Annotated in this window: 15 protein-coding genes and 1 riboswitch; of the genes, 9 read left to right on the top strand and 6 right to left on the bottom strand. The window is 57.1% G+C overall.

The window, feature by feature from the left end; all coding sequences use genetic code 11:
• Positions 1-41: 41 nt before the first annotated feature.
• Genes ACR0NO_RS04145 through ACR0NO_RS04130 form a run of 4 tightly spaced genes read right to left on the bottom strand, consistent with a single transcriptional unit; the run spans position 42 to position 3,340 of the window.
• The gene (locus tag ACR0NO_RS04145) at positions 42-1,196 is read right to left on the bottom strand and encodes an ABC transporter substrate-binding protein (RefSeq protein WP_480723068.1); all 1,155 of its coding nucleotides are present in this window, start codon (positions 1,194-1,196) and stop codon (positions 42-44) included.
• 29 nt (positions 1,197-1,225) lie between these two features.
• Positions 1,226-1,936 (bottom strand): ABC transporter ATP-binding protein, encoded by a 711-nt coding sequence (locus ACR0NO_RS04140; protein WP_480723067.1) that lies wholly within the window; start codon positions 1,934-1,936, stop codon positions 1,226-1,228.
• Positions 1,929-2,570 (bottom strand): cysteine hydrolase family protein, encoded by a 642-nt coding sequence (locus ACR0NO_RS04135; RefSeq protein WP_480723066.1) that lies wholly within the window; start codon positions 2,568-2,570, stop codon positions 1,929-1,931. The genes ACR0NO_RS04140 and ACR0NO_RS04135 overlap by 8 nt, the downstream gene beginning before the upstream one ends.
• Entirely contained in the window at positions 2,567-3,340 is a 774-nt protein-coding gene (locus tag ACR0NO_RS04130; RefSeq protein WP_480723065.1) for an N-formylglutamate amidohydrolase, read from the bottom strand. Before ACR0NO_RS04130 ends, ACR0NO_RS04135 begins: the two co-directional genes overlap by 4 nt.
• 68 nt (positions 3,341-3,408) lie before the next feature.
• On the opposite strand from ACR0NO_RS04130, the gene ACR0NO_RS04125 reads away from it, so the two are divergent.
• From ACR0NO_RS04125 to rpsD, 7 genes are all read left to right on the top strand, one after another.
• Positions 3,409-4,287, top strand: coding sequence for a MurR/RpiR family transcriptional regulator (locus ACR0NO_RS04125; protein ID WP_480723064.1), 879 nt, complete (start codon positions 3,409-3,411; stop codon positions 4,285-4,287).
• A complete protein-coding gene (locus tag ACR0NO_RS04120; RefSeq protein WP_480723115.1) occupies positions 4,287-5,597 on the top strand; it encodes a type I glutamate--ammonia ligase in 1,311 nt (436 codons plus the stop codon). The genes ACR0NO_RS04125 and ACR0NO_RS04120 overlap by 1 nt, the downstream gene beginning before the upstream one ends.
• Positions 5,598-5,711: 114 nt before the next feature.
• Positions 5,712-6,233, top strand: a complete 522-nt coding sequence (locus tag ACR0NO_RS04115; protein ID WP_480723063.1) for a GNAT family N-acetyltransferase — start codon at positions 5,712-5,714, stop codon at positions 6,231-6,233.
• A 117-nt stretch (positions 6,234-6,350) separates the two neighbouring features.
• Positions 6,351-6,554, top strand: a riboswitch (cobalamin riboswitch).
• 64 nt (positions 6,555-6,618) lie between these two features.
• On the top strand, positions 6,619-7,890 hold the full coding sequence (locus ACR0NO_RS04110) for an aromatic ring-hydroxylating oxygenase subunit alpha (protein ID WP_480723062.1): 1,272 nt from the start codon (positions 6,619-6,621) through the stop codon (positions 7,888-7,890).
• A 5-nt stretch (positions 7,891-7,895) separates the two neighbouring features.
• Positions 7,896-8,975: an FAD-binding oxidoreductase gene (locus tag ACR0NO_RS04105; RefSeq protein WP_480723061.1), complete on the top strand. Its 1,080-nt coding sequence runs from the start codon at positions 7,896-7,898 to the stop codon at positions 8,973-8,975.
• A 261-nt stretch (positions 8,976-9,236) separates the two neighbouring features.
• Entirely contained in the window at positions 9,237-9,704 is a 468-nt protein-coding gene (locus ACR0NO_RS04100) for a hypothetical protein (protein ID WP_170555881.1), read from the top strand.
• Between the two features lie 307 nt (positions 9,705-10,011).
• Positions 10,012-10,632 (top strand): 30S ribosomal protein S4, encoded by a 621-nt coding sequence (rpsD, locus tag ACR0NO_RS04095; protein ID WP_170374584.1) that lies wholly within the window; start codon positions 10,012-10,014, stop codon positions 10,630-10,632.
• A 57-nt stretch (positions 10,633-10,689) separates the two neighbouring features.
• Here rpsD and ACR0NO_RS04090 read toward each other — a convergent pair whose 3' ends face one another.
• Positions 10,690-11,577 carry an AraC family transcriptional regulator gene (locus tag ACR0NO_RS04090; protein WP_480723060.1) on the bottom strand — a complete coding sequence of 296 codons (888 nt, stop codon included), beginning with the start codon at positions 11,575-11,577 and terminating at the stop codon, positions 10,690-10,692.
• A 161-nt stretch (positions 11,578-11,738) separates the two neighbouring features.
• On the opposite strand from ACR0NO_RS04090, the gene ACR0NO_RS04085 reads away from it, so the two are divergent.
• A complete protein-coding gene (locus tag ACR0NO_RS04085) occupies positions 11,739-12,563 on the top strand; it encodes an SDR family oxidoreductase (RefSeq protein ID WP_480723059.1) in 825 nt (274 codons plus the stop codon).
• Positions 12,564-12,565: 2 nt separating this feature from the next.
• Here the strand turns inward: ACR0NO_RS04085 and ACR0NO_RS04080 are convergent, their stop codons facing one another.
• On the bottom strand, positions 12,566-13,027 hold the full coding sequence (locus ACR0NO_RS04080) for an Lrp/AsnC family transcriptional regulator (RefSeq protein ID WP_480723058.1): 462 nt from the start codon (positions 13,025-13,027) through the stop codon (positions 12,566-12,568).
• Between the two features lie 102 nt (positions 13,028-13,129).
• Between ACR0NO_RS04080 and ACR0NO_RS04075 the strand changes: the two genes are divergently transcribed.
• Positions 13,130-14,545, top strand: a complete 1,416-nt coding sequence (locus tag ACR0NO_RS04075) for an aminotransferase class V-fold PLP-dependent enzyme (protein WP_480723057.1) — start codon at positions 13,130-13,132, stop codon at positions 14,543-14,545.
• Positions 14,546-14,606 lie beyond the last annotated feature (61 nt).

Below are 14,606 nucleotides of genomic sequence, written 5' to 3'. Positions count from 1 at the left end.
GGGATTGGAAACGGGGGCTGGAACCGCCCCCGTCTTTTGGCTCAGTTCCAGTCTTTCGGTGTGTTTTCGGGAATTTCGTTCGAGATCAGAACCCGCTTGCCATCTTTATAGCCAATCACAGGTATCGTGCGCTGGGCATAGGTTTTCGTGTCCTTGAACGAAATGCTGTCGACTGTCAGCACCGGGATCGAGTCGGCTGTACGGATCGTCTCTGCAATCACCGCCGGGTCGCTGCTGCCGGAGGTTTCGACCGCCCAGGCAACGGCCTTGACTGTGTCGGCACCGGTGGCCGGGAACAAGCCGGGCACATCGTGGCCCAATTCCTTGCAGTCGGCCATGAACTTGACCACGGCGCTTTCGTCATGGCTGGGGGCCAGCGTGGCAAAGAACACCTTGTCGAGGATCGCAGGATCATCAGCCGCGACAGCATCCAGGGATGGATCGTCAAACCCATCCGAGCCGACCACCCAGGCGTCAATACCTGCGCTGCGTAGCTGTCGGACCAACACACCGATATCGGGCATGATCGACGAAATATAAACGGCGTCGATCTCTTCACCCAGTGCTTTCATGTCGGCGATCTGAGGCGACCAGTCCGATGTGCCAAAGCTGAAGTTCATCTTGGCCAGTACCTTGCCGCCGCCCTCTTCGATCACTTGACCGAACCACAGCGGGGTGCGGGCGGACCACGACCCGCCTTCATCCGAGGTCAGCAGAACCACATTCTTGACCCCTTCACTGAGCGCGTGGTTGGCAGCTGCCGTTGCCGTGAACGGATCAGGCGAGACGCCGGTAAAGAAATTGTCCACGATGCCCGCGTGCATCTCGACCTGCGTGGATTGCGGCTGGAAGATAGAAACGCCGTAAGGCTGGGCGATTTGCGCCACCGGGATCATCGTGTCCGAGAACGGCGTGGTCCCCAGCATCACAACGCCTTCGTCCAGAAACTTCTGCGCCAGTGAGATCGCGGCCTGCGTATCACCTGCGGAATCCTGAACCAGAACTTCGATCTTCTTGCCTCCGGCACCGCCATCGGCGTTGATCATGTCGGCCATGCAGCGCGCGCCGAGATATTCGGAATAGATCGCCAGATCTCCGGTCATCGGTACGCCCAGCCCGATCTTGATCGTGTCTTCGGCGACAGCCGGCATCGCCAAACTCATGGCGGTCAGAGTGGTAAGGGTCAGCTTCTTCATACTTGTTCTCCTGTTGACAGCCGCCTGCATCACGCGGCGCGTTCATCGGTTTCGCCAAGATAAGCGTCGATAACCTCTTGGTTCTTTGTTATTTCTTCGGGCGCACCTTCGGCAATGACGGTGCCCATATTCAAAACTGTGATCCTGTCGCATAGCGACATGATGAATTTCAGATCGTGATCGATTACCAGGATGGCGCAGTCCGAATGGGACCGGACCCAAGTCAGCGACCGGCCCAGCGCTTCGGTCTCTTGTTCGTTCATGCCTGCCGCAGGTTCATCCAGCATCAGAACGCGAGGGTTCAGGGCCAGTGCGCGGACGATCTCAAGCCGCCGAAGCTGACCGTAGGCCAGCGAGCCTGCATTCTGGTTGAGCTTGTCCGCCAGGCCAAACTCGGCGATGGCGGCCTCGACTATTTCAGCGCCCCGCCCGGAATAGCGGGCAACGTCGATGTTCTGGGAAACGCTGAGGCTTGGGAAGACGCGCAGGTTCTGAAACGTCCGCGCCACGCCGCGCGCCGCGCGTTCGTGGGCGCGCAAGTTGTCCAGCGGCTCGCCATCCAGCGACAAGCTGCCCGCCGAGTGGGTTAACAGCCCAGAGATCAGGTTGACCAGCGTCGTCTTGCCTGCGCCATTGGGGCCGATCAGACCGCGCACCTCGCCTGGTGCGACGGACATGGTCACATCCTCAACGGCGTGGACCCCACCAAAGGTCTTGGTGATGCCGTTCAGATCAAGCACCAGCCAACTCCTCGACCAGTTCTTTTGTGGTGACCTGTCGGCAATAGCCCTTGATCGCGCGCAGAGAGTTATCGTGCCGATCCTGTGTATGGGTCAGGCAGGCATCTTCGACCTGAGTGACAAGGTAGCCCAGATCACATGCATCACGGATGGCGCTTTCGACGCATTGATCCGTCAAAAGGCCGGATAAAACGACCTGACGAACGCCAAGATTGCGCAGGATGTAATCAACATGCGTGGACACAAACACCGAAGAAGACGTCTTCGGCAACACGATCTCATCCCCTTGGGGTGCGATCTGGTCAATGACCTTTCCGTCCCAGCTGCCCTTTGGAACATGAAAACCCGTAATCTTGTAGTCCAGTGACCGGTCACGCCCGTCGAGTGTCAGACTTTCGATATTAGTATACATGACCTCGACGCCGGCGCTGCGACAGGCGGCTTGTATGGCTTGCATGTTCGGGATCACGCGGGTGTTCAGTTGATCGAAATACCAGCCGTATTTCTCATTGAATTCGGCTTCAGGCATGTCCTTGAATTCGGCGCCATCGCGATGTGCCGAATAGTTCTGCACGTCAATGAACAACAGGGCAGATTGCGATGGGACAAGGGGAACATTGCGGGTCAAACTCACGTCTTGGTCTCCAATATCCGGGTAAAGGCTTCGGCGAGAAGCTGCGCCCAATCCTCAACGCCTTTTGCATCGCGGATCAGGTCATTGCGGATTTCGACCAGCGAATGCGCCAGTCCGCGAGGTTCCGCGAAACGAGGTATGAACCAGTCGCTTTCACTGTCGATCTGATAGGGCTGGTTCAAAGCCATGTGCAGATCGGGACGTAGGGCCGAGATATGGTCGATCGCGGCTTGTCCCGTTTTCGGGTCAACGCGGGTCAGAAATCCAGCGTGCCAGGGCCGCGCCTCTCCATCGACCTGTGCGGCGAAGGAGTGGATCGACACCGCAAGCACGCGCGGTGCCCGGTCCAGCATATGTTCAATGGCAGCGTTCAGAGGGGCCATAATCTCGCGCTGACGCGCCGTGCGATCCGCGGCGGTCAAGTTCAGATTGGCTGGGATCTGCTCTCCAAAACTGTTTGGCGGAATTGAATCCGGGGCTTCGATCGGACGGTTGCAATCAATCACAAGCCGGGAATAGCGCTGCAAGACCAAAGGAGCCCGTAGGAGGTCAGCCAATTGCCGAGCCACGGCCTCGGCCCCGATGTCCCAACCGCGATGGCTGGCCTGCACCTCTTCCGAGACACCCAGATCGCCCAGCTTTTGCGGGATCGCGCGCCCTGCGTGTTCGCAGAGCAGTGCGATATTCGCATCACTGTCACGATTCACCCATTCCACCGGGGCGGGATCTCCGGCGACCAGCAGTTCTTGGGTTGCAGCTGATGTATTCATGTGGTCCACGTTAGAGAACAAGTTTTTTCAGAGTCAATCAAAAATAGATTGACTGAAATTTTTATTCCATGCGATCCATTCAAATCAGGAGGTGCCGCTTGCTCGTTAGGCAGAGAATTGAAGCGAAGGCGGAGAGCATGACCGCGAGCGAGCGCAAGCTGGCCGCTGCTTTGCTGAGCGACTACCCCTATGCGGGTCTGGTCACGATTCAGGAACTCGCCCGGCGCGCCGAGGTCTCGGCCCCGTCGATCTCGCGGTTTGTTACCAAGATCGGATTGGGGGGCTATCAGGAATTCCAGCGCGCCTTGTTGTCCGAGTTGAAAGAAGGCCAACGTTCACCCACCGATCTGCACGGCGAGGGGCGCAGTGTCGATGGCGGGTTCTTACGCGATTTCATTGCGCGCGCCTCGTCTCAGATGGCGCTGTCGGCAGAAGGTATCACCGAGGCGCAGTTTCAGCGCATATGCTCGGTACTGAGCCAGCCAAAAAGCGATGTCTATATTTTGGGCGGTCGGATCAGTGATACCATCGCGCAGCACCTGTCTTTTCACCTGCGCCAAACCCGCAGCGGTGTGTATCATCTTCCAGCCAACAATGAGGTCTGGCCGGAATACCTGCTGCGGATGAAGCCTGCGGATATCTTGTTTCTGGTCGATTTTCGCCGCTACCAACCTGCGCTGGCGCGATTGGCCGAGACGGCCGCGCAGGATCGGGGGGTTCGCGTTGTCCTCATGACAGACAAATGGTTGTCTCCCATATCCCGCCATGCGGCGGAAATCTTGCCAGTTCCGATCGAAAGCGGCACGCTCTGGGATACGTACACAGCGGCCCTTGCCGTCACCGAGGCGCTGGTGACGCGTATTGCCGAAGACAACTGGGACCAGACGAAATCCCGCATCGAAGCCTGGGATGCCATGCGATCCCACAATCAGGACCCCAACCCATGATGCCCAAAACCCCCTTGATGTTTGTCGCCACCTCTGACCTTGCCGGGAAATTGCGAGGCAAGGCCTTTCAGGCGGATCAACTGAACAAGCGATTGCAGCGCGGGGTCGGGTGGACACCCACGAATATCCAGATCAACTGCTTTGACGGAATTGCCGAAAGCCCGTTTGGCGCGCTGGGCGATCTTCTTCTGATCCCAGACGCCACGGCCGAGGCAAAGGTCGAGTTCGGCGAAGACTCCGGCCTGCACTTTCTTATGGGCGACATCGTCACGCTGGACGGAGACCCGTGGGACTTCTGCACGCGCAGTCTCTTTAGGGCGGCGCTGGAACGGCTGCACAAGGTCTCAGGAGCAAATTTGCTGGCCGCGTTCGAGCATGAATTCCAGTTGAAAGACCCGCCAAGCCAGGCCAACGAAGCCTATGGCCATCGGGGTTTTGGCCTGCAACGTGATCTGTGCGAGACCTTGATCAACGCGATTTCTCAGGTCGGTCTGAAGCCGGATTCGATCATGAAGGAATATGGGCCAAACCAATATGAGGTCGTCATCGGTCCTGAGCTGGGTGTTCGCGCGGCGGACGCGGCCATCATGGTACGCGAACTGACCTATGCGACCGCACAGGCCTATGGCGAACGGGCCACCTATACCCCTATTCGCGATGTCGCGAGCGTTGGGAATGGGGTCCACATCCATATGAGCTTTGTGGATGATCAGGGCGCGCCGCTGACCTACGCCGAAGACGGCCCCTGCGGCATGTCGGATCTGACGAGTGCCTTTGCCGCCGGAGTTCTGAAATATCTGGATGCGATCCTGGCTCTGACAGCGCCTTCGGTGATCTCGTATGAACGCCTGACACCGCATCGTTGGTCTGCTGCTTTCAACAATCTGGGTTTCCGCGATCGCGAGGCTTCCTTGCGGATTTGTCCTGTAACTGCAAAAGACCCCGCCTCGATCGCGGGGCAGTTCAACATCGAATACCGTGCGGCGGATGCTGCAGCTTCGCCTCATCTGGCACTTGCGGCGGTTGTCATGGCTGGGACACAAGGGATCGAAGATGGGCTACCCGCGCCCATTCCAACCGAGGAAGATCTTTCGCTGTTGGACGTCGAAGAACTGAACCAAAGGGGGCTGGTGCGCTTGCCTCAGACTTTGGAAGATGCGCTCGACCGGTTCGTTTCCAACCCGGTTGTGACCGGCTGGTTCCCCGAAGGCTTCGCCGAGCTATACCAAGCCCACAAACAATCCGAGATCGCGACAACCGCACATCTGGACACAGACGCACGCTGCCGATTGTACGAAGAAACATATTGACCTGAGCGGCTGGTCTTGCGGAAGCTCGTCGAATGCAACCTCTGGAGCGTCGGTCGGGCAATCTCGCGCAGTATGACGCGGCGCAGGCTGTTTAGCTCAGGATAGGGATGGATCATGAACCGTTCAGAAACCGATGCCATCTTGAATGTGCATAGGCTGGCTTTTGGCGAAGCAGAAGGTGAAGAAATCGCTCAACTCGCCGAAGATCTCCTTGAGCATCCGGAAACGATTTCAATCAGCGTAAGGCGTGAGGGGCAGATCGCGGGCAATGTCATGTTCACCCCGTTTGTCTTCCAGGATCACCCGGACGTTAAATGCTATCTTCTGGCGCCCTGCGGTGTCTCGCCCGAGCATCAAGGCCTAGGTGTTGGCAGAGAGATGATGGAGACCAGCATCAACCACTTGAGGTCCATTGGAACAGACGCTGTCTTCGTGTTGGGCGTGCCGACATTCTATCCCTTATTCGGGTTTGTGCCGACCGACAAAGAGACGCCATATCCTGACCTTCTGACGATCCCCGAGGCATGGATGGTGTTTGAGCTCACTGCAAGATTGGTTGAAAAGCTGGGGGGCAAGACACGTTCGATTGCGCCCTTCATGCATGCGCATTTGTGGGACACATCGCAACACGGGTAAATTTTGTTTTTATCCTTGCCTCAAAATACAGCCCTGTTTCAGGCCTCCATTTTTGCTGGCCATGTCTGTTTTGTTTCTGGAAATGTCGCAAGGCTTTCAGCCACGAATCCATCCCCGAGTAGGTTGCGCATGTGAGGTGCTGCTGTTTGATTCTCAGGCGGCAGAGAATTGGGAAGCCGGTGCAATTCCGGCGCTGCCCCCGCAACGGTAAGGAAGGTCAGGTTCGACAGGTGACCACTGGGACGAGGATCCCGGGAAGGTGTCGAAACCGGGCGCAAGCCCCTTTCAAGTCCGGAAACCAGCCTTGCATATATGTCAAACCGCGGGTGGCGGTGGGGGCACGAGTTTCGGACGTGATCCTCGCACGGCTCCGGCCTGGCCTCTTATGTCATCTGCCCAAGCTAAGCCGCGGGGCGCGGCAGGAGAGCCAGAAGTGAGCAACGTTCAAAGCCTGTTGGCGCGTCGAAACCCGGCCTATGCCCTTGAGCAGGCGTTCTACACCGATCCAGATGTCTTTCAGGCCGATCTTGAGGCCATCCATTACCGCGACTGGCTATTTGCCATTCCGGCATGTGAACTGGTGAAAACAGGCGACTATGTGACCTACACTGTGGGCGCATACCGCGTGATCATCGTGCGCGGCGCGGACAACCAGATCCGGGCCTTCCACAATACCTGCCGCCATCGCGGGTCAATCATCTGCAAAGCGGCCAAGGGGAACTCGCCCAAACTGGTCTGCCCCTATCACCAGTGGACCTATGAGCTTGACGGCTCATTGCTGTGGGCGCGTGATATGGGGCCTGATTTCGACCCCAATCAACACGGGCTGAAAACCGTTCACTGCCGTGAACTGGCCGGGCTGATCTATATCTGTCTTGCGGACGAAGCGCCCGATTTCGACACTTTCGCCAATAGAACACGGCCCTATCTGGAGCCGCATGATCTAAGCAACGCCAAGGTCGCCTTTGAAAGCACAATCATCGAAAAGGGTAACTGGAAGCTGGTTTGGGAAAACAACCGCGAGTGCTATCACTGCGGTGGCAATCACCCTTCGCTGTGCCGGACCTTCCCTGATGATCCCTCAGTAACCGGTATCGAAGGGGGTGAAACCCCGGCCTTCATGCAAACTCACTTCGACCGTTGCGAGGCTGCGGGAATGCCGTCGCAGTTCTATCTGCATGATGACGGGCAATACCGACTGGCGCGGATGCCGCTGAAGGAAGGGGCGGAAAGCTATACTCTGGACGGCAAATCTGCGGCGCGCCGCTTTCTGGGCCGCGCGCCCTTTGCCGATGCTGGGACGTTGCTGAAATTCCACTATCCCAGCACATGGAACCACTTCCTGGCCGATCACTCGATTGTCTTCCGAGTCACTCCGGTCAGCCCGACCGAAACCGAAGTCACCACGAAATGGCTGGTCAACAAAGATGCGGTCGAAGGGGTCGACTATGACGTCAAGCGCCTGACCGAGGTCTGGATGGCCACCAATGATGAAGATCGCCGCGTGGTGGAAGACAACCAAATGGGCATCAACAGCCCTGCCTATGTGCCGGGACCGTATTCGGGGGTCCAGGAATCCGGTGTTCTGCAATTCACCGATTGGTATTGCAGCACTCTGGCGCGTCACCTTGCACCTGACACGATGGCGGCGGAGTGACGGAGATGAAAGATCTGAACGCTGTTGCCTCGGTCTGGCAGGATGACGAGACGCTGGAATGCGTCTCGGTCGTGCCCGAGACGCCAAACACCGCCAGCTTTACGTTCCGCGCCCCTTCCGGAGCCTTGTTTGCCTACCATCCAGGTCAGTTCCTAACGCTCGAGATTCCGGCGCCGGGGCAGCCGGGAGGCGTTGTGCATCGGACCTATACGATATCGTCATCCCCATCGCGTCCACGGTCCATCACGATTACGGCCAAGGCGCAACCGGACAGCATCGGCACTCGCTGGATGCTGAACAATCTGCAGCCAGGTATGCGGATGCGGGCGATTGGCCCGGCGGGCCTGTTCACCAATGCTGAAAGCGCCGCCGCCAAGTATCTGTTCATCTCGGCGGGTTCGGGTATCACGCCTATGATGTCGATGACGACCTGCATGTGGGACGAAGGCCGCGATTTGGATGTCGTCTTCATCAACTGCGCCAAACGTCCGTCCGAGATCATCTTCCGTCAACGGTTGGAGCAGATGGCAAGTCGGACGCCGGGTTTGGATTTGAAGTTTGTTGTGGAGGAAGCGGATCGTTACAGCCCCTGGACCGGCTACCAGGGTCAGTTTAACCAGCTGATGCTGGGCCTGATGGCCCCAGACTATCTGGATCGTGAGGTCTATTGCTGCGGTCCGGAGCCGTTTATGCAGGCTGTCCGTGAAGCTCTGTCGGGTCTTGGCTTTGACATGGACAACTATAATCAGGAAAGCTTTGGAGCTCCGGTTGAGACCGAAGCGGATCAGCCCGATCTGGATGATATCGTTCCGGACGATGACAGTGCCGCCGAAATCGTGTTTACGACCTCGGGTGTCACCGCCAAAGTTGCCGAGACAGATACGGTTCTGGTCGCCGCACGTGCGGTTGGATTGAACATCGCCTCGGGCTGTACGTTTGGCGTTTGCGGCACCTGCAAAATCAAAAAGACCTCGGGTGAGGTTCACATGGTTCACAACGGCGGTATCTCCGAGGATGACATAGCAGCAGGCTACATTCTGGCGTGCTGTTCAAACCCGATCGGCAAGGTCGAAGTTGAGGTGTGAACGGGAAGTCTCAGGCTGAAACTGCAGAGCGGCTACGGCCGCCTGCGGTTTCAGGATTTCAAATATTTGTATTAATATCATGTACTTATCGTCTCTATGCGCGCTTAAGGAAGCTTGGGTGGCACAGGTTTGCTCACGGATAGTTGATTCTATTCGGCAACATTCACGTGATTGCTCAAATTCTGTCTCTTTTCCGCCGAAATCTCCCCTGATAAAGCGGGTTGAGTACTGGGTGGGGTGTTGATAAGTGCGAGCAGGTATATGAGAGCCGGATATAACGGTCGTGTAGCCATTTCATGGAATCAAACTGAGCTTGATGGGCTTGAGGCAGCGCCTTTGGCCTTTTTGGCGGTCGGGTCCGCATGGTCCTGGCGTGGTCAGGCGCTGGTGTTGGGCGAAGTGGCGGAGCAAAATCTTGAGCAACTGGGAAATATGGGCGCGACCGCTGTGCGCACCCGCGACGCGTTCTCAGCCCCGCAAGAGATCTCGGGAGAGTATTGCGGTTCGGTCACATTGACCAATGGGGCGCAGCGCTTTTCGGCAGATTTGGTTATCACCGATGACGAACAATGGCCGACTCTGGTGTTCAACACTGGCTGTCCCCCTCGGGATCAGGATTTCTGGATCAGCGAAGTAACGCATGCCGGTGTCGACCTGCAGAGCGTACCGCAACCGACTGCACAGGTGGTGGCGTTTCCGGGAAAATCCGCGCCGGGTTTCTTTTCATAGGTTTGGTTACCTAGCTGGCGCTGAACCCGTTGGCCTAAAAACCCTTCAAGAAATTTAAGCAGGGCCGTCGGGACGTGTTGACTCTGACAGTTCTGCGGATATAAGCGCGGCTTCATTGGTGTTGGTGGCCCCCGCAAGGGGATGCCTGTCATGGGGGAAACCTCAAGAGGACAACGCCCTTTATAACCCGGCACCACGCCTGGTCTGAACTGGAACTGCCCGGTCCGAGCGGAGACGCTATTTCGGCCCGAAAAGTGGGAACCGGTTTTCGGATCAAGCTGAAATGCCACTTTAAAGGAGATCAGCCGTGACCAAACGCACGTCTGCCAAGTACAAAATCGACCGCCGGATGGGCGAAAACATCTGGGGTCGTCCGAAATCCCCGGTCAACCGTCGTGAATATGGCCCCGGCCAACACGGCCAGCGCCGCAAGGGCAAACTGTCGGACTTCGGTCTGCAGCTGCGCGCCAAGCAGAAGCTGAAAGGCTACTATGGCGACCTGACTGAGAAGCAATTCCGTCGCATCTACGCCGAAGCTGAGCGAGTAAAAGGCGACACCGGTGAAAACCTGATCGGTCTGCTGGAGCGCCGTCTGGACGCCGTTGTATACCGCGCCAAGTTCGTACCGACCGTCTTTGCTGCACGTCAGTTCGTGAACCACGGCCACGTCAAAGTGAACGGCAAGCGGGTCAACATCCCGTCCTACCGTGTCAAAGAAGGCGACGTAATTGAAGTACGTGACAAGTCCAAGCAACTGGCTGTTGTTCTGGAAGCTGTTGCTCTGGCCGAGCGTGATGTTCCTGACTACATCGACGCCGACCACTCGAAAATGACCGCGACCTTCGTACGCGCACCGGGCCTGAGCGATGTGCCTTACCCGGTCATGATGGAACCGAACCTCGTCGTCGAATTCTACGCGAAGAACTAATCTTCGCTGCCACTCGAGATTACAAAGGCCGTGCTTTCAGCGCGGCCTTTTTTGTTTCTAAGCAATGCATTTTGACCCGATGTCCTGACGAGGCGGCACGCCGAATTTGCGCGAGTATTCCCGACTAAACTGGGTCGGGCTTTCATAGCCAACCTCAAAAGCCGCCTGCGATACACTCAGCGAACCGTGCGACAATAGCCTTCGGGCTTCTAGCAGCCTGAGGTCTTTTTGGTATTGCAGCGGCGACGTGGCTGTCACCGCCTTAAAATGGGCGTGAAAGGCAGAAACGCTCATGCCAGCGCTTTGTGCCAGATCGCAGACGGGCAGGGCTGTTCGAAAATCCGCGCGGATGATGTCGATGGCGCGCGCAATACGGCTGGCGGTACTGTCGCGCCATAGCATTTGCCGCAGCATGCCACCGTGATCTGCCTGTAGGAGTCGGTAGTGGATTTCACGGCTGATCATCGGTGCGAGAATTTTTGCATCTGTGGGGTTTTGACTGGCGTGAAACAGGCGAGCCATAGCATCAATCAGATCGGGCGAGGCTTTTGATGCAGCAAGGCTTTGGGCTGTTTCGATTTCAGCAGGCTCTGAACCGACGGAGTCGTAGAGACCGCGTAAGATGGACAAGTCCAACGAGAATACGAGGCCGACATAGGGCTTTTCCCGGCTTGCTTCGGTGACGGCGGCCAAAACCGGAAGGGAATGGCTGACGATCAGAGAGTCGCCTGCTCCGAAGTGAACAAGGCGATCGCCGATACGTGTTTCTTTCTTCCCCTGTAGAACTAGGCAGACAATAGGTTCATACACCTGCGCTTCTATTGATTTCGTTTTGACATCATGAAGAAGGCCGAAACCGTCCAATGCGGTCGGGTAGAAAGCAGCATCTTCTGCCTGTTCGTCCACAGCTTCGCAGATTTTTTCAACTAAATCATGTTGTGTCATGGTGTCCCCACTGCCTCATTCAGCATATTTTGCGCAAGAGGTCAGTGCTAGCCAGAATCCTGACGGCCAGAGAATTAGGCAGATATTGAGGAGAATTCGGCAGGCGTATCGCAGTTTTCTAACCTATCTAGTGGTCAGGCTAACAATTGCGGAGAATGACCATGGCACAGACTATCCTCATAACTGGCGCTTCATCTGGTATTGGCAGAGTTACGGCCCAGCTGTTTCAAAGGCATGGGTGGAACGTCATTGCCACCATGCGCAACCCCGACAAGGAAACTGAGTTGACGCAACTCGAGAATGTTCTGGTCACACGTCTGGACGTCACCGACGAGGGTTCAATTGCGGCCGCCGTTGCCGAGGGGATTGAACGCTTTGGTCAGATTGACGTTCTTTTGAACAACGCGGGATACGGCGCGTACGGCCCGCTCGAAGCTTTCCCGATGGAGCGTATCCGGCGGCAATTCGATACCAATGTGATTGGCTTGTTGGCTGTGACAAAAGCCGTTCTGCCGCATATGCGCGCAAATGGTTCGGGCTGCATCGTCAATATTTCGTCCATTGGCGGGCAAATCACCTTCCCCCTCGGAACGCTTTATCACGGCACAAAATTCGCGGTTGAAGGCCTGTCAGAGTCGCTGCACTACGAACTTGCTGCGGCCGGTATCAAGGTCAAGATTGTCGAGCCTGGTCTGATTGCCACCGATTTTGGTGGCCGTTCGTTTGATTTTGTCAATGACGAAAGCATGGCCGAGTATCAACCTGTCGTGCAGGCTTTGTTCAGCACGTGGGGCTCGGAAGAAATGGCAGCGCGAACGTCGCCGCCGAGTGTCGTCGCTGACGTCATTTTGACCGCGGTGACGGACGACACTGACACTTTGCGCTATCGTGCCGGGGAAGATGCTGTTGAATACCTCGACAATCGCAAGGCTCTGGACGACGCAACTTTTATCGGCGGCATGAAAGCGATGCTTGGTTTGGCCTGAGTTCAGATCGGAAGTGGTCGCCCTTCGGCGATCGCTTCCATCGCAAAATAAGAGGTCACGCTGTCCAGCTCGACCTTCTCGATCAGGCGTTGGTAGACCTTGTCGTAAGACGCCATATCCTGGGTCACGACTTTCAGTTGATAGTCATAGTCACCGCCGATCCGATGGAAATCCACAACCTCGGGAATGGTCAGAACATGGCGGCGAAACGCCTGCAGCCACTCGGCTGAATGATGCCGGGTGCGCAGCATAACGAAGACCACGAGGTTCAGCCCCAAAGTCTCGCGCGCGATGCGCGCAGTTGACCCGATCAGAACCCCGTTTTCATTCAGCGTTTTCAACCTGCGCCAACACGCGTTCTGGGACAGCCCGACCCGATCGGCCAGCTCGCGCTGCGAAAGGGTGGCGTCTTTTTGAAGCTCTCTCAGGATGTGGGTGTCTATTTGATCTAGATTTTGGCTCATTTCTAATCATATGACACAAGATTGAAGATTTCAACGCAAAGAACGATAATGTTTCCACATCTCGAATGGATCACATTGGACTTACAGTAAGGAGCCAATGCTATGACCCTGTCCAAATTTCGTGCGGATCTCTGTTCCACCACTCACAATTCCCACCTGCGCGACGGGCTGATCGGAGAGAATGTTCTGATCCCGGGTCTGCAGGGGGACGTGCCGCTTGTCTATGCGGATTACGTTGCTTCGGGTCGCGCGTTGCGACAGGTCGAAGACTTTGTGGCCGATCACGTGTTGCCATTTTATGCCAACAGCCACACCGAGGCCTCCTTCTGCGGGTCTTACATGACCCGTCTGCGTCGCGAAGCGCGTGACGAGATAGCCCGCCTTGTTGGCGCGAGGGGAGAAGACGCGGTAATCTTTACCGGGTCCGGTGCCACGGCGGGGCTCAACCGGTTGGTCAGTCTGCTCGGGGTGGCGGAAGCTGATCAACCGGTTGTCCTAATCGGTCCTTATGAGCATCACTCGAACATTTTGCCATGGCGCGAGAGCAAGGCTCTGGTGGTTGAGATTCCGGAAGCGGCTGAAGGGGGTGTTGATCTGCGCGCGCTGCAGGCGGCGTTGGACACGCACGCTGATGCGGATCTGGTGATCGGGTCCTTTTCGGCCGCGTCCAATGTGACGGGGATCATCATCGATCCCGATCCGGTGACGCGTTTGCTCAAGTCACGCGGCGCTTTGGCCGTTTGGGACTATGCCGGGGGCGGGCCTTACCTTCCGATGGACTTGGGGCCTGCGGATGCGCGGAAAGATGCGATTGTGGTATCGCCGCACAAGTTTCCGGGCGGGCCGGGGGCTTCGGGCGTACTGGTCGTGAACCAGAGTGTTGTACAGCGTCGTTGCCCCAGCTGGCCGGGCGGGGGGACGGTGAGTTTCGTCTCGCCCTGGCGCCACGACTACAGCGAAAACCTGTCAACGCGAGAGGAGGCGGGAACGCCCAACGTGATCGGTGATATCCGCGCGGCACTTGCCTTCATCGTCAAGGATGTCGTCGGAACGGATGAGATCGCCCGCCGCGAGGCGCAGTACAATCAAATGGCGCTGGAAGGGTGGAAGGACAATCCGAACCTGACCCTTTTGGGCTTAGAAAACGCGCATCGCCTGCCGATCTTTTCCTTCCTTGTGCGCGACAACGCAGGGCAACCGGTGCATCAGCAACTGTTCACGCGAATGCTCAGCGACATATACGGCATTCAGGCGCGCGGAGGGTGCGCCTGTGCCGGGCCATATGCGCATCGGCTTCTGGGCATAGATCGCGCCGCGTCAGAGGAATTGCACGCCGCTCTGTCCGCAGGTGAAGAGATGAAGAAACCCGGTTGGGTGCGCCTGAATTTCTCGTATCTGATGCGCGAGGAAACGGTTCAGTTCATCATCGACAGCGTCAACGACCTGTCCCGTCGGACCGAAGAATTCGCACCGTTCTACAATGCCGACCCGGCGACTGCGCGCTTCAAAGCCGCATGATGGAATTGCTGCTTTTCTGAAAGCGTTGAGACAGGTATGAGAGGCCCAATAAACGGAGCCT

It is taken from the genome of Ruegeria sp. CL3 (assembly GCF_056536505.1).
The sequence above is the reverse complement of the archived record's forward strand: the minus strand, read 5'-3'. Positions and strand labels throughout refer to the sequence as shown.